Genomic DNA, 19,772 nt, shown 5'->3' on the forward strand with positions numbered 1-19,772 from the left:
GGCGTCACCAGCCCGCTGCGATCCCCTCTCCGCGCGGGTCTGCTGCGCCCGACAGAACGCCATTATCCGGGTCGATCCTGATTGCGGCGGCATGACCGACAAGATCGCTCCAGGGTTCGATGACCTCCACCGGATGGCCCAGTTGCCCCAGCGAGGCGGTGACGGAATCGCCGAACTGCGCCTCCACGCGGAGATTCCGGGTGTCTTCGCCCCAGGTCCGGCCGTAAAGCCAGCGGGGGCTGTCTATCGCGACCTGAACATCATCGCCGAAATCGACAAAGCGGGTGGCCACGGCCGTACTGGTCTGCGGCTGCCCTTCGCCCCCCATCGTGCCATAGACCAGCAGCGGCTTGCCCTCGCGGAACATCATGCCGGGCATCAATGTATGGAAACAGCGTTTACCAGCCTCCAACCGGTTCACATGCCCTTCGTCCAGCGAAAAGAACGAGCCGCGATTCTGGAGCAGAACACCGGAATCGCCCGCGACGAGGCCAGAGCCGAATTCGTGATAAAGGCTCTGGATGATCGAAACCGCGTTTCCGTCGCCATCCACTACCACCGTTGCCGTTGTGTCCTGTCCCATCGGTACCGGCTGCGCCGGATGCGCCGAATTCATGTTGATCCGGCTGGCCAGCTCGGCTGCGTATTCCTTTGACAACAAGTCGGCAAGCGGGATCTCCGCATGTTCGGGATCGGTCAGGTAACGGTCGCGATCGACAAAGGCGAGCTTGGTCGCCTCGACCACCAGATGGACATAAGCGGCGGGATCGGATTTCAGTGCCGCCACATCGAAATTTTCAAGGATATTCAGGATCATCAAATGGGCGAAGCCCTGGCTGTTCGGCGGGTGCTGAAAACAGCTGTAGCCGCGGTAATCGACCCCGACCGGATCATCCCAGCTACCGCGATGCCCCTTGAGATCCTCTGCCTGCCAGTATCCTCCCGCCGCATCCAGAGACCGGATGATTTCTTCGGCAACCGCCCCTTCGTAGAAACCTTTGCGTCCCTGGCGGGCGACGGCCTCCATCGTTTCGGCAAGGGCGGGAAAACGCATGATCTCACCGGTTTTGGGCGCGCGCCCTTCGGGCATGAATATGCGCGCGGTCGTCTTGTGCTTCGACAGGACATCAGCTGTCATTGTGGTGAAAGCAGCCTGCCCGGCGGAAACCGGATATCCGTCGCGGGCATAGGCGATTGCCCCCGCAAGATTATCCGCAAGGCTGAGTCTGCCAAAACGCTCATGCGCCATGCACCAGCTGTCGACAGCTCCCGGCACAGTCACTGCCGACATGGCTCCGCGCGATGGAATCACCTCATGCCCCCCCTTGCGGTAAAGCTCGCAGGTTGCGGCGGCAGCGGAACGACCCGATCCGTTCAGAGCGTGCAAGGCATCGGTTCCGGCATCGTAGATCAGCCAGAAGGCGTCGCCGCCCATGCCCGTCATATGCGGATAAACCACGCCAAGCGTCGCGTTCACCGCAATTGCCGCATCAACCGCCGAACCGCCATTCTGCAGCACTGAAAGCCCTGCAAGAGATGCCAGGTAATGAGGCGAGGAAACCATTCCTCGCGTTGCCATTGTCGTGGGGCGTGACGTTTTCAAAGCTTTTCCCCTCCCTCTGTGGAATAACAGATACCATAACTGACATGGCAGTTATGACAAGAAAAACTATGCGCCCTATTTGCGCATCATATGAAATTCCCATAAATTGAGATGATTTTATTTTTAATTTCAATGCAATGCATGTCAGATCGAAATTCACCAACCACAAGACGGGTACGCAGCCCTTGGGCGAAAAACGAAAAGTTCGGGGGGCTTTATTTCACTGATTCCCTGAAGCGTGAACGGTCTGTCCGGCCCCGGAAAACTGCTGATTCAGCTGCGCTTCATAATCGCGCGCAGGGTCTGATAGGTATATTCCTCGACATAGTCGATCAGTCGGTCCAAAGCCTTGCGGGCAGTGCGTTCGTCATTTGCCGCAATGGCCTTTGCGATAGCTGCATGTAACCGGCAAACCTTGGTCAGATCGCCGAATTGCTGAAAATTCAGAAACCAGAATCGCCGTGTCTGCGCCTGTAGCGGTCCCATGGCATCCGCTGCGTAAATATTATCCGCGGAACTTGCGACAAGCGTATTGAACTCCCGGTCCGCGGCGATGAACAGTGCCTCGCTGCTTTCAGCGGCGGCTTTTTCGAACCGCAGTTGAAGATCCGAAAATGCCTTGCAGATTCCCGGATTGGCCAGTCTCGCGGTTCGGCCGACCAGAATACGCTCCAACTCCCGGCGCACCTCGATCAGTTTGAAGTGATCATCGACGTCTATGGCCGAAATCACCGCACCCGAACGCGGATGGATCGTGATTGTCCGCTCCTGTGCGAGCCGCTTGAGCGCCTCGCGCACTGGCGTACGACCAATGCCGAGTTCGGTGCTCAGGGATTTTTCCGAAACCCGCGTCCCCGGTGGCAGTTTGAGCGTCACGATCATTTCTTCAATCAGCCGGTAGGCGAAATTGGCCTGGGTTTCATTCGGGGCGGGGCCTTCCACCCGGCTTATGCCGCGTGATGCCGTAGCCCCGGCAAGAGCGTCGTTGCTGCCGGCAGCAGCTGATTTTGCCGATTTTTCAATCTTCCTGCCTGATGTCATCCGGCTGCTTCCTCCCCTGCCCAACGCGATCCCTTCTCTGTGTATTACCCGATCATTCGCCCGGCATGCTAATTTTCGCCCGGGACGGAGCCGGAGGATTCATCGAGAGCCATTCCCATCGCGGAGGACGTCGAATTGCCCATCTCGGCCAGGACCCGATGAATATGGTTGTTTACAACAATCCCGTGCCCTCGGCCCTCGCATTCCGATGTCAGAATGGCTCGACGGAATAAATGAAAGTCAGGCGACTGCAATGATCGAATAGTCTGGCGTACCGTTCCAAACGAGATCCCATGATGTGCCCGGGCGGACATTCTGGATTGCGCGGGGTTCGAAGCAAACCAGACAGTTTCCACCCGGCGCAGGCGCTCGCACAGATGGGTAAATCAGCCCACGCGAGCCCTCACGCCGCAGATGTTGAGCAAGGCTCTGACCCTCGGGATATCCGATGTCCGGATCCGCGTTGAGCGATGGGTGATGCGGTTCATCGGTGATGTCATCGAATACGCCGATGAAATCCGCCAACAACTCGACATAGCGGGCGCTATCCACGAATGACCCGGTGTAGCCAAGTTCCCGCGTACGGTGCCACGCGACTTCGCTGACAGAGACCATGACGTCCCAGGCGCAATACCAGGCGCCACGCTCTTCGGAATTGAAGCGGTTTCCGCCCGCTCGTGTATAGGTGAAGGCGGCATTGACATGTGTGTCGCCGTAGATGCGCAAGTCGCGACTCCGGCGGTGCCAGGCAAGCTCACGCGGGTCAAGATGAGGGTTTTTGCCCCGCTCAGCCAGAAGGCGACCGCTGGTCAGCCCCTCGATCTCCGCAAGGATTTCGAGTTCGCCATCGGTATCGACGAGCCCCCGGAGCACAGGTGGCTTGTGATAGGTGGCGGGCAAGAGACGAATAAGACCGCGATCGGAAATCTCGATTTGCCTCATGCGCCGCCACGCAAGGCATCGAGATAGGTCCGGACGGCAAGAATTTGGGGCAGACCGCCCTCGATTGCGGTGTCCAAAGGTCTGCTGCCGCCGAACAGGGGGCCAGCGTTCCGCCGCGTGAACCAGCGTCTTGCAAGTGGTTCGGAAAAATAGAGTTCAAGCGACTTGTAGATGCCAATGACAGCGCTGAGGCGCAGCAGTTGATCTTTGGTCAACTCTCCTGCGAAATCAGGTTTTTTGGCACGCTTCCATGTGCTTTCCGACATATCCGCAAGACCCGCCGCCTCTTTCAGGCTGAGGGCCCAGGCATCGACAATGCGTGCATAGGCTTGCAGTGCAACCGCGTTGATCCGAGCGGGTTCGCGGGTTTTGGCGGCAATTTGCATCTCGATCTCCTTTCAACCCAATATAGGCCATATGATCCCAATGTAAAGTTCATATGGTCCAATCAGGTGATCAAACCAGACCGAACAAAGCTGTTTCCCTTCGCGCCCACGAGATCGTTCCGGTCAACGATGTCCTTGCACTGACCGACAGTCTTGCGGGAAGCCTGCTCCCGCGGAACCTATTGCCTGTGCCAGAATATCACTTGCCAAGCACCGAAAGGTAGGCCGACGACCACCAATTGACATCATGCTCCATGATCCCCTCGAGAAGCGCCGAGTGGCGGTGGCGGCGCTCGGCAAGGTTCATGTTGATCGCCTGCATCATTGCCTCGGCCAGTTCACCGCGCTTTGTTGCGCAAATGGCCGACAGGATTCATCTTGTGTATCCAGCGTGATACCTTTGGGCATGAGCAATTGGATCCCGACGAAATACAAGACCACGAACTGGTCATCCTATCATTGTGCCCTGAAGCGACGTGGTTCACCGCCGAAGCCGCGTCGAGATATGAGCCGGGCCAGAAAAAGGTCCGGGGAACCTTTTTCCCGGCGATTGGATGCATTGATGGGCTCAAAACTGTCCGCGATCAGGCGAAAGCGGACGCCGAGCGCGCGCAAGCCATGTTTCAGCACTCAGGCAAGAAGGCCGTGACGCCGCAGATGCTGCGGAAGTTCGCCAGCACGGCCTGTCAGCGCATCCGGCTCAAAGGGGGAGGTTATCGTCGCGACTACCTGCGAGCACTCGCGCAACGCGTCGAGGTCGATACCGGCGAAGTGAGGATCATGGGATCAAGGTCCCGGTTGCTTCAGACGCTGGTCGCGGGCGATGGCGTAAACTCAATGCCCACTCAGGGACTGAAATGGCGGAGGGGACGGGCCTAACATCGAACCTTCTCCACCTCGCGATTACTTTCTTACTGCTGGGATTCGAATTGTCCCACGTTGGAACTCCATCTGCACCAGCATGGAAGGTGGTAATGCTTGTTATGTTCTACCCGGCATATCTCGGTGAGTCGTGGATGTTCATCATGATACCGCGTAGTCTGGTACATAAGGTTCCTCTCCCCCCTCGAAAGCATACCGGTATACGTCGTTAAAGAAACGGCGGGCTGTGGCCTCATCTTTAGCGTTACAAGCCGTAGATCTGCGGAACCGTTCCATCCCGAGAGTGTCCAGCTGCAGGCAAGTTTCAAACTCTTCTCGCAAAGCCTGCCTTTCGGCTGCCGGATAGCTATCGAGATATTTTGCGACTTCGTCACTCCACGCAATATTTACATTAAAATGACCAAGCAAGGTGGTCAGATCAGATGAAATTACAGAAAGTGTCATGGCTGACCTCATGGATCAGGATACAGGGTTACAAGCTGCGGCGTGCCGGAAGCATTTTTCAGGAATATCCCGATGATCTTGTTGTTGGATCCGAATATTGTTGCGTTGAAGATATTCGTCACGATGCCGAGTAGTCCGGGACATACGGTTCCTCTCCCCCTTCGAATGCATACCGATAGACGTCGTTAAAGAAACGCCGGGCTGTGGTTTCATCTTTTGCGTAACAAGATGTAGAACTGTAGAATCTTTCCATCCCTAAAATACCCGACCGCAGACAGGTTTCAAATTCTTGCCGCAGCTTCTCTCTATCGGTCGCAGAAAAGCTATCAAGATAAACCCCGACCTCGTCACTAAGCGAAACATTCGCATCAAAAAGTCCAAGCAAAGTGATGAAACGAGTAGAACGTACTGCCATGAGCTTACCGAGCATCTGGACTAGATCAAATGCCACCTTAGTGATTCATAAATATTCTGCAATTTCCGGCACAGGTTGCGCAGAAAACAGGTGGCCTTTGAGTGCTTTTAGGAAGCTCCTAGTGTTTTCGGCTGATTTAAATTGAAAGCCGGTTAACCGTGAAATGATCCGCGTCATATCGTCGGCCTGCATCAACGCCTGAATCTCTTTCTGAAGAATTATTACCTCGCTCTCTCGAAGGCACCTGACATAGTCAAAAGCATCTTCCGGATAGTAAGCATTGGCATCCCAGAAGGAGAGAACAGTTTTCGTGTCCGTTGATAAAATCAAAACACCCTCCATCGTATCAAAAATTTGGAAACATAGTTAGAAGATACGGCTGCCCATTTTCATTTTTCCGAAAGATAGCTTTTACGATCGTATCATTTGGAAAATCAGTCGCAGTAATTAATGGCCGCTGGCCCGGCGTTCCGGAAGCGACCGAATAACCCTTTATCCGCGCTCTGAAGGTTGAGCCAAAAATATGCGACATTTGGATTTCGATAGCCACGCTTGATTTTCTCCCGCCAGCGAAGGCAGCATATTCTGGCTGTTTCAGTATTTCATCATAAGCACGCACATAATCTGCTGGCGTGTTGAATTTCGTCGCATGGCGTCCCGTTTTATGAAGAACAAGCGTCCCATTCGGACCTTTCCGGGCACCGTCCCATTGCGTCCCGGTCATGGGGTCAATACCCTTATGCACACGATCATATAACTGGCGATCTGTGACATCGCCCTCATGCCGCTGTGGTCCGTGCCCCTGGCGCGCCAATTCATCAAGCCTCTGCCGCCAGTATCGCGAAGACCGGACAACACGATGTGCCTGATCCATGATCCGTTCGCCGACTTCCTCGATGCTTTCGCGCAGCTTCTTGGCAAGATCGCCTATCATATCGAAGATTGGCTTAATCTCATCAAGGAACGACAGAATTTTAGCGACGTGATGTGAGCCGCGGATGGCGTTGCGAAGACTGCTGGCGATCCGCAAACAACGAGCGGCAAGCATGGTTGCACCCGCTCCGGCGCTCAGAGCCGCAATGATCGTCGCAATGAGCCAGATCAGTAGTTCGGGAATGATAAAGCCGACACCTTCCCCCAGAACACCGGCCCAGAAGTTGGGCGTCATGAGGAGCAGGCACCGCATCGCGGTATTCACCATGAGGTTCAGGACCGGCGTGCGTCGCAGAACTTCAACCATATCCCGCATCCAGTCCACACCATCGGCCAGGGCTTCGCGGATCATTTTGCCGAATTCGCCCAACGTGCCGGCCAGATCCTCGATCCCGGTCAGATTTTGAAGACTGCGAATGATTCTGTCGATATCGCCTGCCAGGAAGCCCCGCATCACCTCGCCGAGATCACTCAGAAATTCGACCACGCCTTCATCGTTGAAGAAGGCGACAATTCCCGAGCCGAGATCGCGCCCGAGTTTTCCGGCGAGGTTTACGGCAGAAGCGCCAGGGATCCACCAAGGCAGGCCCTCTTCGTTTGCTTGTCCGATATAAGCATCGATGGACGCGACCGATGACTTCAATGCCCCCCATGCCGTACCCCAGAAGTCTTTCTCCCCATCCCACCATTTGCCGATGCCGCGCATCACCCCTTCGCCCAGATCGGCGGCGGCACCGATCATGCCGTCTTTCTGCCATTCATCCACATAATGCTGGAACTTGATCTTCATGGAATTCTCGAACGCGCCAAGCGCCGCCACGATGTCTTGCTCGATCCGCCATGCGTCCTCGATAACCGCAGGGATATTCTGGGAAGGATTGGTGTGCGCGGTGAGGGCGCCAGCCGCCACCGGGACGTCGCCGTGCCTTACCCCGCCCAAGGATGCACGTAACTCGCCTGTTCCTGGCGCGGCATCTTCTGCACCGCGAGTGGCGGGTGCTTCGGTTTTGACGCCATCGATCAAAGTGGCTCCCGAAGCATCAGCAAGCCGTATTTCAAGGTCCGTGATGGGCGTCTGCAGCGGATCGTCGTAAAAGAACTGTACTCCGGCCGCGCGAGCACAGGGTCTGCATTCCGATCCCATTTCACCCGCATTTGCCAAGCCGGTATGTTCGGAGCGGGCTGTGATCTGATCGGGCGTTAAACTCATGCGGTACTCTCCGGCAATCCGAACTGCGCCATGCGTTTTTTTAATGCTGCGAACCGGTCCGCTTCCGAAGTTTGCGTTCTACAGATTTGCTCCAACACACCATCGGGATCTTTTGCGATGAAATCTATCCCGAAAAATAGTCCCCACGCTGCAATCACATGCAGATGCTCTTTGCGACGAAATCCATAGCCCATGAAACGTTCAAGCGTTGGTCGGATCATGGAGACGATTGCCTCTGGCGTATATGCTTTCAACTCGGGCTTGAAGTCTGCCTTGAGTGCCTGTGCCATCTTTTCCATATCGCGTTTATAGGCAGAATTGCGGAAGGGCTGTAACTCCCACTCTGCCAGGATCACGGAACGAAGGGGAGTATTTGATGGCTTGACCGGCAAGCCCGCGCGGAAAATTGTCGCTTGCTGGCCATCCATTTCCTCAACGATATAGCTGTCGATCAGACCACGTCCGAACCATTGCTCAGCGCGTTCTCCGCTATGTTGAACTGTCCGGAGATAAATTGACGCGATCCTGGGGTCCCAAAACCGGAAGAAAAACCATCCGCCACCACTCTCACGCCGCAACTTCGTAAATTTACGAAAGTGTTTGCGCACCGCGTCGAACGGAGCATGTGATCGGACGATGATACCCGTGTTTTGCCCCCAATGCCGCTTCAGGAAGTCCCTGTTGAATCGGGGAACGCGGTCATCTGACGCCACCGTTGCTTCCACGAGATAGGGGGCAACCTCTGCGTTCTCTTCGGCTGCTCTTCCGTCGAAAAGCGACTGGGTGGGAATATCAAGGGTGTCGAAATCAAACAAACCAGTCACAGCCGTGCGCATGGTCGGATCAAGAACGAGATATGTTCGCAAACCATCGGGATCATACTGGCGCAGTGGGATCAAGCTTGGGTCAGTCACCGCATTGGAGACGTTGTCAAAGTCGACTTCGATCGCCGGAACTGAACTGACACTGGACGAGAAGGTCAAATCCCAAACTTTATCGTCGGCGTTACTCTCCATACCCAGAACTCACGCTGATATCCAAAATCTTCAAAGGTACCTTATCTGCTTTTATATTATTCGTCTGGCTGCTGTCATCCTAATGTTTTTGGTGGGCTGGCTGCAGGTGAAACAGCCGCCAGCCTACCAGGAGGAGGACACTCGAAGGATGAACCCTATACACCGAAGCCGATATATTCCGTCCTGCACCGATAAGATCGTGAGAGCAAAAACCATCGCAGAACTTTGAAATACGCCACCGCAAAGAAAGCTGCTCCCTCATAGAGCGGATCATTCGTTACATAATTCAACCGAAATCCTCCCGGAACCGATCGATCTGATGCATCCGCTCGTGCAGGATAGTTGCGATGCCGATGTCACCGTTCGAAAGCCTGCGCCAGTAAACGAAATGGTGCTCGTAGCGGAAGAAAAACCCGTCGACATCAAACTCGGCGGGGATGGGCCTCGAGACGACACCTCGGGATTCAATCTTCTCGAAGGCTGCGAACATGCCGGTGATGTAGTGGTCAGCCTGTTCGATCCCCCATCGATCCCTGGTATAGCGATAGATATCATCGAGGCGCAGCGATGCCGCCTCCTGGACGCGAACGGCTACCATGCCCTCAGGTCCGGTTCCGGGCGATAACCTCGGCTGCAGTGAGCGGTTTGTACGATGATTCCGGTGCTGCAAATGCGTGGGTCAGTTCCGCCTTTAGCCGGTAGAAAGCTTCCCGCTCCACCCTTTCCTTGTCGCGGCGGATCAAGTCACGAATGTATTCGCTGACATTCTCGTAGGAGCCGTCTCCGCTCACATTCGTGGCGACGAAATCACTCAAGGGCCCGCTCAGACGGACGGTCATCGTGGTCGTGCGGGGCATGATGGTGCTCCTTTCATGACGTTCGTATTCAATATAACCAAAAACGCACACGCAACAAGGGTGGCACAAACCCTGCGCGCGTCGACCAGCGCACCAATCTACTCCTCATTGTCATCCACAATCTGCCGATCAGCCATTGCGAGCAGCACGAACAACACGGCATCGGAATGCCGCGCAAGGGAAACCAAATGTTCACCACTCGGTCCTCTCTCACCCGCGAACCAATATTTCACGGTTCGCTCACTGGCGCCCGTCCATCGCATCGCAGACTTGATTGCCCGATGGGTCGAGCCGAGTTCTGCGTGTAAGGCCATGGCTATGGCAGCGCGATAATCGGCCGGAACGTCCTCCAGGTACACAATTGTGCCCATCTTCGGCAAAACTGTGCCCATCTTCACGCGCATCTTCATGTTTCTCTCCGTTAAACCTTTGGAGAGACATCAAAACGGCAGACTTCATCTGTTTCCGTAGCAGATCGATTTGGTCCGCCTCTCGGAGCCACCCCATCATGTGAAGGTGACGGATATGAACTGCGGAAAGGTAACGCAGGCGCACGGATGCGCGAATGAATGCAGAACAAGGGCGCGGCACCAGCGCGAACAGGTTGGAAAGAACTTGCCCTTTTTCGGAAACGACATTCCAGCCTCCCTCGCTTTACATCGACGCGAGCATTCAACCGCCGCTTCGTATGGATTGGAGAAGTTTGTCCGGAATGGCAGGGAGATGGATTTGTGAGGGCTGCCCAAGCGACCAATTCGGACAAGAGCGATGATGCCTCCGAAATGGATGTGCCAGCTGTCGCTTATGTAAGAATGTCGACTGACCTTCAGAAATATTCGACCGAAAACCAGCTCGATGTCATCCGCAGCTATGCCGCCGCTCGCGGCCTGCAGATTCTGCGGGTATTCGAGGACTCAGGGCGCTCCGGACTGAAGCTCGATGGACGTGAGGCATTGCAGAACCTCATGGCTGAGGTCCAGTCTGGCGAGCCCGATTTCAAGGCGATCCTTGTCTATGACGTGAGTCGCTGGGGCCGGTTCCAGGATGCCGACGGGGGAGCGTATCATGAGCACGTCTGTTCCCGCGCCGGGATACGGGTGCATTACTGCGGCGAGCAGTTCGAGAATGACGGCAGTATCAGTTCGAACCTACTGAAAACCGTCAAGCGGATCATGGCCGGCGAATATAGTCGCGAGCTCTCGGTCAAGGTATTTGCCGGACAGTGCCGCCTGGTCGAGCTTGGATATCGCCAAGGTGGCGCGGCAGGATACGGCTTGCGCCGGGTGTTGATCGACGAACACGGCAACTCCAAGGGCGAGTTGTCACGCGGCGAACAGAAGAGCCTCCAGACCGACAGGGTCATACTCGTTCCCGGCCCCGAACAGGAGCAGGATGTCGTACGGCGAATGTATCGCATGTTCGTAGAAGAAGGCCGATCCGAGCGAGAGATTGCGGATATCCTGAATGCCGACGGACTGCGTACCGACCTCGATCGGCCCTGGACACGAGCAACCGTCCATCAGGTGCTGACCAACGAAAAATACATCGGCAATATGGTCGAGGTCAATGGCATCTTTCAGGCCGCGATTGCAATGGCAGCCGTCTTGGAGTTGAAGGATGCCGAGCAGACGCCAAGGCCGGTCATCCTGCCGCGCAAAGCCGGCGGGTCGGCCAAGAAGCGCAAGCAGGCAAGCACAGAAGTCACAGGGGTGTCCGGAAGACGGAGCATCAGCGTCGTGACCATGCACCTGAACGAGGAGATCCTGATCTCCCTGCGCAATCCAGATGACCGAGTTCCGGGCAATCGCTCCAAGCTGGGAACGGGGTCACCCAGGGCGCTGCATTACGTGCGCGGCCACATGTTTCTCGCCCGCAATGGCCAGATCGTTTACCGAAAACCCCACTTCCGGGGCAAGGCAGGCCTCAGAACCCTCAATCGGGTCGTTGGCTAAAGCCATTGGCTGCTTCTTCCCGCAGACCACCAGGCCGCCACATTCAAAATTTTGCACAAGCAGCGAATGGCCGGTCTGACGGGCTGCGCTGCAGCGACAGTTACGCATGGCAAAGATCCGCAATGGGCCGTTCACGAGGGTCCGCAGAGCATGTTCTGTTGCCCTGCCCACTCTGCCGGGAACGGCTCCAGCGCCCGCCCCAGCGCCATGTCCGGGCTCTGCTCCCCGTCGAGGATAGCCTCTACGATTTCGGGCGCGAGCAGCGTCAATCGTAGAATGCGGGTCATATAGGAAGGCGCGATCCCCTCTCGCTCGGCCAGTTCGGCGATGGTGACGAACTCGCCCGACTCCAGCATGCGCTTCCACCGAAAGGCGCGCGCCAACGCCTTGACGATGGTGCTGTCCGTTCGGTGCGGCTGCGCAGCGCCATCCGGCATCTGCATCTCCTTCCGCCCGCCGCGCTTCACCATGCGGAACGGAACATGGAGGGTCACTGTCTCTGGGATCGGCGACCTGCGGGTCATGCGGCCGCTCCCATGTCTCCGGCCAACATCTCGCAGGAAAGCCCAGCGAGGCCGTCGGCGCGCAGCAGAATGGTCAGGCCCTCCATGTCAATGTCTACACGCTCGACCAGCAGCGCCACGATGCGGGCCTGCTCGGCGGGAAAGAGTTCGCCCCACAGCGGGTCGAGTTGGATCAGCGCGGCACGTGCCTCGGTCTCGCTGATGTCGCCGTCCTGCGCCCGCGCTGCCTTGCATGTCCCCGCGACGATCTCGGGTTGGCGGAATACGGCGCGTAGCTGGTCAATGACCGCCGCCTCGATCTCGCCTGCTGGAACCCGGCCGACCGGACATGCCCCCGCGCCATGCTTCAGCACGGTCTGGCTGACATAGTAGCGATAGAGTCTGCCGCCTTTACGGGTGTGGGTTGGCGAGAAGGCCACACCGTCCGGTCCGAAGAGTAAACCTTTCAGCAATGCCGGGGTTTCGGCGCGGGTTCGCGCAGCACGTTTGCGGGGACTCTCTTGCAGGATGGCGTGGACGCGGTCCCACGTCTCGCGGTCGACGATGGCGTCGTGCTCGCCAGGGTAGCTTTCGCCCTTGTGGACCGCCTCGCCGATATAGGTGCGGTTGTTGAGCATCCGGTAGAGGTACTTCTTGTCGATTGGATTACCGCGCGGAGTACGGATATCACGCGCGGCAGCTTCCCGCGCCAGTTCCGTACATGAACCGATCTCGAGAAAACGAGTAAAGAACCAGCGGACACTTTCGGTACATTCTTTGTCCACGAGAAGTTTCCGGTTTTCGACCCGGTAGCCATAGGGCGGCACCCCACCCATCCACAGGCCCTTGCGCCGGGAAGCGGCGAATTTGTCGCGGATGCGCTCAGCCGTGACCTCGCACTCGAATTGGGCGAAGGACAGCAGGATGTTCAGCGTTAGCCGTCCCATCGACGTCGTGGTGTTGAAGGCTTGCGTGAGCTCGGCACCGAGGCTGCGGCGACAGCCATAGATGGCGCTATCGCTACGCTGAAACGAAAGTACGACGATACGATCCTGATCGGCGGCCCGCCCTGCCAAGCCTATTCCTTGGTGGGGCGCGTCCGCTCCAGGGGAAAGGTCGGCTATATTCCGGAAGAGGATGCGCGGCACTACCTCTTTCGCGAATACATCCGGGTTCTCGATAAGCTGCGTCCGGCCGCCTTCGTGATGGAAAACGTCAAAGGCATGCTTTCGTCTACAGTCGAGAGCCGACTTGTCTTCGAGATGCTGATGGAAGATCTGTCCTCGCTCGGCACGGGTCACGAACACCACTACGAACTTCGTGCCGTCCGGGTCGAGAATGGCAAAGCCAGCCTGCGGGATGCGACACAACCTTCGGACTTCATCGTGCGCGCCGAGGCGTTTGGAGTCCCGCAGCGTCGCCACAGGGTGATCATCGTCGGCATTCGTTCGGACATCGCAGGACAGGCCACAGATGTGGAGATCGCCGTATCGGGGATGGTGCGGACGGTCCGCGATGTCATCGAAACGATGCCCGCCTTGCGAAGCGGCATCAGCCGCGGCCTCGACGACGCGGCTGCTTGGCGAGGAGAAGTCCTCGACGCCGCGAAGCTGCTGGCCGGCATCTCCAAGGGGAAGGACAACCGCGCGCTCCGTAAAGCGTTCCTGTCCGTTTCAGAGCGACTGAAGGACAATACACCTACTGTTCGGGCGGCGACACGGTTGGCCGATCTGTGGAAGCTCGAGGCCGACGTCCGCGGCCAGAGCCCCGAGGCCCGCGCCGCCGCGCGGCAGGCCATCTCCGTGCCCATCGTCGCCGAGTTGTTCGCCCTCTGGCAGCAGACATTGCCCCGCATCTCGGGCAAATCGAAGCTGGCCGAGGCCATCCGCTATGCCATCGCCCGGCGCGACATCTTCGAGCGCTTCCTGACCGACGGCCTGATTGAACTCGACTCCAACATCGTCGAGCGGGCCATCAGGCCCCAGACCATCACTCGCAAGAACAGCCTCTTCGCTGGCTCGGACGGCGGTGGCCGCACATGGGCCACCATCGCCACCCTCCTGCAGACCTGCAAGATGAACAACGTCGATCCTACGGCCTGGCTGACGCAGACCCTCGAACGCATCGCCAACCAATGGCCGAGCGCCAAAATCGACGCTCTCATGCCTTGGAACTACACGCCCTGAACGGCATCAGCTGCCCGCTTACACCTGATGACCCTTCAAGGGGCGACTTTATGCGGTTAGCAGTTCAGCATAATCAAACATAGGTCCAATTTCGAGGAATTCAGGCTGCATCGGTTGCCGAGGCATGTCGTAGGCTTCCATGACAATACGCACTTCGCGTTGATAGGCATAGCCGAAGTGCTTGGACATCTGGTGGACCCGTACCTTATTGAAATCCCTATAGGGATCATAGTAGGTTACAGGGCCGTAGTGCGGCTTCCATCGGGGATATCGTGCAAGAAAACTAGATATCACGCGCTGCGCGAAGAGTTGAGGATCGCGAATTATAAGCGCGGCATCAGCGTTGAAATCGGTCGGCATACGGTAATGGATTCCGTCACAGAGGCTGGGCAGAAAGTAATTGGGGGCCTCAATCGGCAACACAAGATCGTCGTCTCCATATTCCAACCGGATCCCCTGAAAAGTGGTGTGATGGATTCCCTTGAGCCTTTCGCGGAAGGTTGGGATGAAGAAAGTTCGGTGGATTTCATCATCCCTAACCGCGGGATTGTGGACGTGATCGTTGTAATATGAGGCAGGTGATATACGTACTCGCCCTGCCTGAAGCATGGGTTCAAGATGCTGGCGCTGGCCATATTTGACGGTGAAAGGTTCGGGCGGAGCTGAATATCCTTCGAAGATTTTGGCTGCGACCGGTGCGCCATTCGAAAAATACTTGCCCGCCGGGGCTGTAGCTTCCTGAAGGATTGATTTCTCCGGCATTCCTCCTGTTCGAATCCCATATTCCTCGAGCATATGAGTGAACTTTTCCATGAACGCATGCTCGCTGCTGATCGGCAGCGGCACGATCTTCGATTTTTCACTTAACTCGGTAACGTTATTAAAAATATCCTTGAACCGAGAAGCCAGACGGTCGTCCGGCGCACCGAGTAGGTAGGGGAATGACACGTATTCATGGCGCCAACTTTCGTGCAGTGAGACCTTTCCGTTCTGGCTGGCTGCCTTTTTTTCAAGCTGACGACACCTGGCTTCCATCCATGCCGCACGGTCTTTCAGCTGGTCCAAGGTGACGGTCATGTCGGAAACCTAACAATTACGGATCGAGGAAGCGTGGCTGATTATTTGTCAAGTTCAAACCAACTCGCCAAGTGCCTTGAGCCCCATCGGCGAACATTTTTCGCTCTATGTGACATTCGCTTTGGGCAATCGAGCAAATTCTTTGACGTGATCTTATTAGGGTAGCAAGCGGACGAAAGGAGGAAGCCACCCAGAAGTCGGTTCTGGGCTTCGAACAACGGCTCCAGGCGGGCGCCTTCTGCCGTGCGACAGGGCACGCCAAGGTTGTCGGCCCGAAGCAGGCCTTCGCGCTAGGCGCGGCAGATGGCCGTTTCCCACAGCCCTTTCACGACATTCATGCTGTGGGCAGCAGGACACAGAGCCCTGGCCCGAAGGTTCACACAGTCGTCGTTTGCTACGCTTTATGCAAATGACCGCACTTCGCTATCGTGACGGCCCAATATTCCACGGGATGTTCTCCTACAAGAGTTGATCCGGCGGCTTTCCCTCAGAGTTGTTTGGGTGAGTAAGCGAAAAGCGTGAACCATCCCACTCGATTTCAAATTGGGAAAGTTTCTTATTGAGTCGACGAAGGCAAGCCTCGTTTTTAAGCCTTTCGAAGGCAAGTGACGCCGAAGTGCTGGTGCCAATCAGTTGATTTCCCGTTATCGTTAGATAACCAAGAACAATTGCAATCAGAGTCGAAACCCATGCAACCAATCTCGAAGTCTCCAAAAGCATTGGAGCACAAAAAAGTACGGCAATTAGCATTCCGATAATTCGGCGTGCGTTTCTTTTCGTTGACAGCTTTCCCTCAACATATTGAAATAGGGCCTCAATTGCCTCTCTGTCCTCTGCTAACTTCGAATCTATGAGGCTCTGAAATGATTCTTTTAATGCCTTTTCTTCACCAAGTTTTTCCTGAATTTTTTTGAGCGCTTTTTTGCTTTTAGTCTTTTCAGCTTGAACAGCCTCAGCCCCGCGCCTGCGTTCTTCTTCAAGGTGCGGGTGGACCATTTCTTGAAAGAGTTCCGCCACATTATCTGACGTGACAACGCTGGCAGTGCCGAGCGTCTTATCCATCAATGCCTGTGCACTTCGGTGTTGGGACACCAATAGGTCTAATTGCCGCGTTTTCTCTGGATCACCTAGGTCATCAGTGAGCTTTTTGACTGCTTCAACGACACCAGGGCGGATCGCCAATACTCTTTCACAATTTGCGAGCAAAAGACGTTTTGGGATCTCAAAGTCTTGTTTGCCAAGACCAGTTCGCAACCAGATGGAAGCTGTAAGGTACCTACGATGCACAATCGGTGGTGTCACGCTTGGTGACATGAGGCCGAGCTCAACACACTTCTTTCTAGTTAGTTGAGCAACAAGACCATTTCTTGTAGCGAGAACGAAGCGCGATCGAAAGATGTCTCGATCTTCATGCCCATGACGTTGCCTCATGACCAGCGTGGTTACGTCTGCATCGTGTTGGCGCGCATCGGGTCTCTGCTGAAAAGTCAGAGCGCCATAAATTTCGGTCCAATGCGTCTCTTGGAAATACTGATGCTCGGAAGGTATTTGATCCAGCGTCCGATGAGTAACGCTTATTCCCAGTGATGTAAGGATCGCCTCGGGGTCTGCGTTCACTTGAATCACGAAGTCGTGCATAACTTCATTTCTCGCCAACGCTTGTGCCGTGGGTCCTGTCGGGCGAGGATTTTGAAGGACGGCTCCGAGATTCCTTTTTATTTCCTCAATACTCTGACCAAATACCCGAACCCGGGCCCCGATGCGCTTGAGCTCGTCCACGACCGGTACTGTGTTTTCGCGCGCAGCTTTTCCCGACACTCCCAAGTATTCCATCGCAACAGGAGCATCTAAGTAAACTACCAAATTCGAAGCTTCGACAGGCGTGGCCGGCTTTACAAAGTCCTGAACGACTTCTGTGAGCAATCCAATTGAAGCGATACGCGCTAACCGATCTCCTGTTTCTGGCCTTGAACGAATTGCCTCATCTACAAACCGCGCGCAAAGGAATTTCTCTTCAGAGGTCAAGTCTGTAGTTCTGGGTATGTCCACCAACTGACGCATAGTCCCACTTGGGGACTTTTCGATTCGTGTTGAAAAATTAATGTTTTTCTCGCTAAAAGCTTCAACGTAAAGAAGCCACTCAATCAAGATATCCTCAAACTCTTCTACTTCCCTAGGTATTGCAGTAAGTGGCGATAACCCTTCGGAGAACACCTTGAATTCTTCTGCCAACGAGCGAAGCTCTTGATTCGCGGTGCTGTCAGCGGTGTCAACTTGCTCAAGACCTGGCAACGTGATGTGAAAGGTTGTAGGCTCGGTGCTGGGATCATCTGCGGTCAACCACCCAGCCTCGACAAGGCGAGGCAGAAATACCTCTACAACGTCGGAGTTAAAATTCCACTTGTAAGTGTCACGGACTTCACGGGCGAAACCTTCAACATCAAACGGATGACCCTGCTTCGGGCGGAGAATTGGGTCGAAAAAAGGGAGCAGGCGCCCTATTACATCCGACGCATTTCCTCCCAACCCGCTGAGAGTTCCATAAATGCGGGCTGCGCTGCGAGTAAGGTTTGAGGGCATGTCTATCCGTTAATTACTGTAATGTTATTAAACATAGACGCATTTGTAGTAAATTTCCCAGCGAAACCTCCGAGGCGACCGAAAACTGACGTTCGAACGATGCATCCGGAATGTCGGCTCAGGACCGGGGCAAGTCGATGCAGTGCCTCCGGCGATTACAATTTTGCAAAGCTCACTTTCTGCACACCGCCGCTATTTGTCCTGGACGCAGGGAACGACTGCTTTCCGCGCCTCAGGCGGTTTCGGCTGGGTGGCTTCTGCAGTCTGCTTGAGCGTCCGCTATCTCGGTGTTGCTGCGGCTGCGTTGCCGCACTGCCGTCAGTCGGCTCTCCGCCCTCCTTAGCAGGTTTATCGTCCCTCTCGCTGCGGTTCTCCCGAACGGCGGCTTTGCCAGTTTTGCCGCAACTGCCACGCCGCACCGTCGTCAGGCGGCTCTCCGTCCATTGTGTTGAAAAAACTCTGCAACCGTACCTCATGGGTCAACTTTGCGGAATGATGCTCCGTTTTACTCCCGTTGTAGTCGGAAATCGCGCAAGTAATGCCTCGAGAAGGAACAATGTTCTGCATTTTTGACGGTGCGGAACGGTGCAAAGAGTTTTTCAACATAATCCGCCCCATCCTGCCGGACGCCGACGGTTGTTGCGTTGCGACACCTCCACGTTAGAAAGCCAAACTACGAAAGTTTGATCCCTGTTTCATTTGGCATGCGTCTCTGAAATCGAAGTGTTCAGCTAACTGAAAATTAATCAAATATATTTCAATGGCTTGCAGAAATTCACTAAATCGGCACAGTCATCAGGTCCAGAGAATATCGGCGCTGAGAGATCGTTTCCGGGCCTCGCCGCTCCAAGGCCAGTCCTTAGCCCCACCCGCATAACCCTCGAAAACAACAAGAAAATCCGGTCGCAGCCGGATCGGGAGAAACGTTTCTCAAGGGCAAGTGGCGGAGCGAGAGGGATTCGAACCCTCGAGACGGTTCCCCGCCTACACACTTTCCAGGCGTGCGCCTTCGACCACTCGGCCACCGCTCCGTGAGGGCTGCTCTAACCTGCTGCGGCGCGCTGTGCAAGTCACAGCTTGGCAATTCGTTTCTGCAACTCGGCCAGTTGCTTGCGGATCTCGGCCATGTCGTCGGAGTCGTCCGCTGCCGGCTGCTCTGACTCACCGTCTTTGCCGCCGGTTTCCGGCATCTCCTCGGGTTCCGGGCCAGAGGCGCCGGACCAGCCGCCCATCATCGCGCGCAGGAACATCTGTTGCTGGCGCTGCATCGCCTCAAAGCCGGGAACCGTGCCGATCGGGTTCGGCATGGACGCCATGTTCTCCATCAGCTTGGACTGGCTTTCGCGCAGCATCTCGAAACTTGCGGCAAGGAATTGCGGAACTACGGAATTCGTACTCGACGCATAGCTGCGGACCAGATCGGTCAGGACGTCGATGGGCAGGACATTTTCGCCCCGGCTTTCATGCTCGGCGATGATCTGAAGAAGATATTGCCGCGTCAGGTCGTCGCCCGATTTGAGATCGACGATCTTGACCTCGCGTCCGTCGCGGATGAAGGCGGCGATATCCTCGAGCGTGACATAGTCGCTGGTTTCAGTGTTGTAGAGCCGGCGGCTGGCATATCGCTTGATCAGCAAAGGAGCAGATTTTGTGGCCATTGGGGGCCCTTTTCTTGGTCCGTTTCCCGAATGATGATTGCAGTGCAGCGAAAAGGCAAAGAAAAAAATTCCCCGTCCGCACGCCGG

General features: G+C 55.9%; 18 protein-coding genes, 1 tRNA gene and 3 pseudogenes. 3 read left to right on the forward strand and 19 right to left on the reverse strand.

The features are described 5' to 3' along the window. Nucleotides 1-4 precede the first annotated feature (4 nt). The 5 genes from ggt to D3P04_RS23895 all read right to left on the reverse strand — a co-directional run bounded on the left by ggt (nucleotide 5) and on the right by D3P04_RS23895 (nucleotide 4,297). Entirely contained in the window at nucleotides 5-1,579 is a 1,575-nt protein-coding gene (ggt, locus tag D3P04_RS19840; protein ID WP_119751616.1) for a gamma-glutamyltransferase, read from the reverse strand. Nucleotides 1,580-1,876: 297 nt separating this feature from the next. Beyond that, entirely contained in the window at nucleotides 1,877-2,644 is a 768-nt protein-coding gene (locus D3P04_RS19845) for a GntR family transcriptional regulator (RefSeq protein ID WP_119751617.1), read from the reverse strand. 240 nt (nucleotides 2,645-2,884) lie between these two features. Further along, nucleotides 2,885-3,586: an RES family NAD+ phosphorylase gene (locus tag D3P04_RS19850; RefSeq protein WP_119751618.1), complete on the reverse strand. Its 702-nt coding sequence runs from the start codon at nucleotides 3,584-3,586 to the stop codon at nucleotides 2,885-2,887. Continuing rightward, on the reverse strand, nucleotides 3,583-3,972 hold the full coding sequence (locus D3P04_RS19855; RefSeq protein WP_119751619.1) for an MbcA/ParS/Xre antitoxin family protein: 390 nt from the start codon (nucleotides 3,970-3,972) through the stop codon (nucleotides 3,583-3,585). Before D3P04_RS19855 ends, D3P04_RS19850 begins: the two co-directional genes overlap by 4 nt. Before the next feature lie 199 nt (nucleotides 3,973-4,171). Beyond that, entirely contained in the window at nucleotides 4,172-4,297 is a 126-nt protein-coding gene (locus D3P04_RS23895) for a hypothetical protein (protein ID WP_119751620.1), read from the reverse strand. A 53-nt stretch (nucleotides 4,298-4,350) separates the two neighbouring features. Between D3P04_RS23895 and D3P04_RS19865 the strand changes: the two genes are divergently transcribed. Continuing rightward, nucleotides 4,351-4,851, forward strand: coding sequence for a hypothetical protein (locus D3P04_RS19865; RefSeq protein ID WP_220475380.1), 501 nt, complete (start codon nucleotides 4,351-4,353; stop codon nucleotides 4,849-4,851). A 144-nt stretch (nucleotides 4,852-4,995) separates the two neighbouring features. Here the strand turns inward: D3P04_RS19865 and D3P04_RS23175 are convergent, their stop codons facing one another. The 8 genes from D3P04_RS23175 to D3P04_RS19895 all read right to left on the reverse strand — a co-directional run bounded on the left by D3P04_RS23175 (nucleotide 4,996) and on the right by D3P04_RS19895 (nucleotide 10,139). Further along, entirely contained in the window at nucleotides 4,996-5,298 is a 303-nt protein-coding gene (locus tag D3P04_RS23175; RefSeq protein WP_147391967.1) for a hypothetical protein, read from the reverse strand. Nucleotides 5,299-5,416: 118 nt separating this feature from the next. Beyond that, nucleotides 5,417-5,749 carry a hypothetical protein gene (locus D3P04_RS23180; RefSeq protein WP_147391968.1) on the reverse strand — a complete coding sequence of 111 codons (333 nt, stop codon included), beginning with the start codon at nucleotides 5,747-5,749 and terminating at the stop codon, nucleotides 5,417-5,419. Between the two features lie 9 nt (nucleotides 5,750-5,758). Then, nucleotides 5,759-6,043 carry a hypothetical protein gene (locus D3P04_RS19870; RefSeq protein ID WP_182912943.1) on the reverse strand — a complete coding sequence of 95 codons (285 nt, stop codon included), beginning with the start codon at nucleotides 6,041-6,043 and terminating at the stop codon, nucleotides 5,759-5,761. Between the two features lie 16 nt (nucleotides 6,044-6,059). Then, nucleotides 6,060-7,856, reverse strand: a complete 1,797-nt coding sequence (locus tag D3P04_RS19875) for a hypothetical protein (RefSeq protein ID WP_119751622.1) — start codon at nucleotides 7,854-7,856, stop codon at nucleotides 6,060-6,062. Next, nucleotides 7,853-8,872, reverse strand: coding sequence for a DUF4123 domain-containing protein (locus tag D3P04_RS19880; RefSeq protein ID WP_119751623.1), 1,020 nt, complete (start codon nucleotides 8,870-8,872; stop codon nucleotides 7,853-7,855). Before D3P04_RS19880 ends, D3P04_RS19875 begins: the two co-directional genes overlap by 4 nt. Before the next feature lie 286 nt (nucleotides 8,873-9,158). Then, nucleotides 9,159-9,470, reverse strand: coding sequence for a type II toxin-antitoxin system RelE/ParE family toxin (locus D3P04_RS19885; RefSeq protein WP_119751624.1), 312 nt, complete (start codon nucleotides 9,468-9,470; stop codon nucleotides 9,159-9,161). Between the two features lie 4 nt (nucleotides 9,471-9,474). Then, nucleotides 9,475-9,729: a ribbon-helix-helix domain-containing protein gene (locus D3P04_RS19890; RefSeq protein WP_119751625.1), complete on the reverse strand. Its 255-nt coding sequence runs from the start codon at nucleotides 9,727-9,729 to the stop codon at nucleotides 9,475-9,477. A gap of 98 nt (nucleotides 9,730-9,827) precedes the next feature. Then, nucleotides 9,828-10,139, reverse strand: coding sequence for an XRE family transcriptional regulator (locus D3P04_RS19895; RefSeq protein ID WP_119751626.1), 312 nt, complete (start codon nucleotides 10,137-10,139; stop codon nucleotides 9,828-9,830). Between the two features lie 372 nt (nucleotides 10,140-10,511). Between D3P04_RS19895 and D3P04_RS19900 the strand changes: the two are divergent. Next, nucleotides 10,512-11,288: pseudogene (locus D3P04_RS19900) on the forward strand (recombinase family protein); the annotation flags it as partial. A 524-nt stretch (nucleotides 11,289-11,812) separates the two neighbouring features. On the opposite strand, the gene D3P04_RS19905 reads toward D3P04_RS19900, so the two are convergent. Together D3P04_RS19905 and D3P04_RS19910 are read right to left on the reverse strand one after the other, a co-directional pair. Further along, nucleotides 11,813-12,205, reverse strand: a complete 393-nt coding sequence (locus D3P04_RS19905; protein WP_119751627.1) for a hypothetical protein — start codon at nucleotides 12,203-12,205, stop codon at nucleotides 11,813-11,815. Continuing rightward, nucleotides 12,202-13,161: pseudogene (locus tag D3P04_RS19910) on the reverse strand (recombinase family protein); the annotation flags it as partial. The gene D3P04_RS19905 and the pseudogene D3P04_RS19910, both read right to left, overlap by 4 nt. A gap of 66 nt (nucleotides 13,162-13,227) precedes the next feature. On the opposite strand from D3P04_RS19910, the pseudogene D3P04_RS23790 reads away from it, so the two are divergent. Next, nucleotides 13,228-14,370: pseudogene (locus tag D3P04_RS23790) on the forward strand (IS66 family transposase); the annotation flags it as partial. A 48-nt stretch (nucleotides 14,371-14,418) separates the two neighbouring features. On the opposite strand, the gene D3P04_RS19925 reads toward D3P04_RS23790, so the two are convergent. The 4 genes from D3P04_RS19925 to phaR form a co-directional block, all read right to left on the reverse strand. Then, nucleotides 14,419-15,447 carry a hypothetical protein gene (locus tag D3P04_RS19925; protein ID WP_119751629.1) on the reverse strand — a complete coding sequence of 343 codons (1,029 nt, stop codon included), beginning with the start codon at nucleotides 15,445-15,447 and terminating at the stop codon, nucleotides 14,419-14,421. Between the two features lie 459 nt (nucleotides 15,448-15,906). Beyond that, nucleotides 15,907-18,027: a hypothetical protein gene (locus D3P04_RS19930; protein WP_119751630.1), complete on the reverse strand. Its 2,121-nt coding sequence runs from the start codon at nucleotides 18,025-18,027 to the stop codon at nucleotides 15,907-15,909. A gap of 941 nt (nucleotides 18,028-18,968) precedes the next feature. Further along, nucleotides 18,969-19,058: transfer RNA gene (locus D3P04_RS19935), tRNA-Ser, on the reverse strand. A gap of 39 nt (nucleotides 19,059-19,097) precedes the next feature. Continuing rightward, entirely contained in the window at nucleotides 19,098-19,685 is a 588-nt protein-coding gene (gene phaR, locus D3P04_RS19940; RefSeq protein WP_119751631.1) for a polyhydroxyalkanoate synthesis repressor PhaR, read from the reverse strand. Between the last annotated feature and the right edge of the window lie 87 nt (nucleotides 19,686-19,772).

It is taken from the genome of Paracoccus onubensis, from assembly GCF_003591515.1.
Classification (GTDB): domain Bacteria; phylum Pseudomonadota; class Alphaproteobacteria; order Rhodobacterales; family Rhodobacteraceae; genus Paracoccus; species Paracoccus onubensis.

Bases quoted from the DNA above. Each gene is read 5' to 3' on its own strand.
- D3P04_RS23175 (WP_147391967.1), bottom strand. From the start codon at position 5,298: ATGACACTTTCTGTAATTTCATCTGATCTGACCACCTTGCTTGGTCAT.
- D3P04_RS23895 (WP_119751620.1), bottom strand. From the start codon at position 4,297: ATGATGCAGGCGATCAACATGAACCTTGCCGAGCGCCGCCACCGCCAC.
- D3P04_RS19845 (WP_119751617.1), bottom strand. From the start codon at position 2,644: ATGACATCAGGCAGGAAGATTGAAAAATCGGCAAAATCAGCTGCTGCC.
- D3P04_RS19885 (WP_119751624.1), bottom strand. From the start codon at position 9,470: ATGGTAGCCGTTCGCGTCCAGGAGGCGGCATCGCTGCGCCTCGATGAT.
- D3P04_RS19890 (WP_119751625.1), bottom strand. From the start codon at position 9,729: ATGCCCCGCACGACCACGATGACCGTCCGTCTGAGCGGGCCCTTGAGT.
- D3P04_RS19930 (WP_119751630.1), bottom strand. From the start codon at position 18,027: ATGCCCTCAAACCTTACTCGCAGCGCAGCCCGCATTTATGGAACTCTC.
- D3P04_RS19905 (WP_119751627.1), bottom strand. From the start codon at position 12,205: ATGACCCGCAGGTCGCCGATCCCAGAGACAGTGACCCTCCATGTTCCG.
- D3P04_RS19880 (WP_119751623.1), bottom strand. From the start codon at position 8,872: ATGGAGAGTAACGCCGACGATAAAGTTTGGGATTTGACCTTCTCGTCC.
- D3P04_RS19925 (WP_119751629.1), bottom strand. From the start codon at position 15,447: ATGACCGTCACCTTGGACCAGCTGAAAGACCGTGCGGCATGGATGGAA.
- D3P04_RS19850 (WP_119751618.1), bottom strand. From the start codon at position 3,586: ATGAGGCAAATCGAGATTTCCGATCGCGGTCTTATTCGTCTCTTGCCC.
- phaR (WP_119751631.1), bottom strand. From the start codon at position 19,685: ATGGCCACAAAATCTGCTCCTTTGCTGATCAAGCGATATGCCAGCCGC.
- D3P04_RS19855 (WP_119751619.1), bottom strand. From the start codon at position 3,972: ATGCAAATTGCCGCCAAAACCCGCGAACCCGCTCGGATCAACGCGGTT.
- D3P04_RS19895 (WP_119751626.1), bottom strand. From the start codon at position 10,139: ATGAAGATGCGCGTGAAGATGGGCACAGTTTTGCCGAAGATGGGCACA.
- D3P04_RS19875 (WP_119751622.1), bottom strand. From the start codon at position 7,856: ATGAGTTTAACGCCCGATCAGATCACAGCCCGCTCCGAACATACCGGC.
- ggt (WP_119751616.1), bottom strand. From the start codon at position 1,579: ATGGCAACGCGAGGAATGGTTTCCTCGCCTCATTACCTGGCATCTCTT.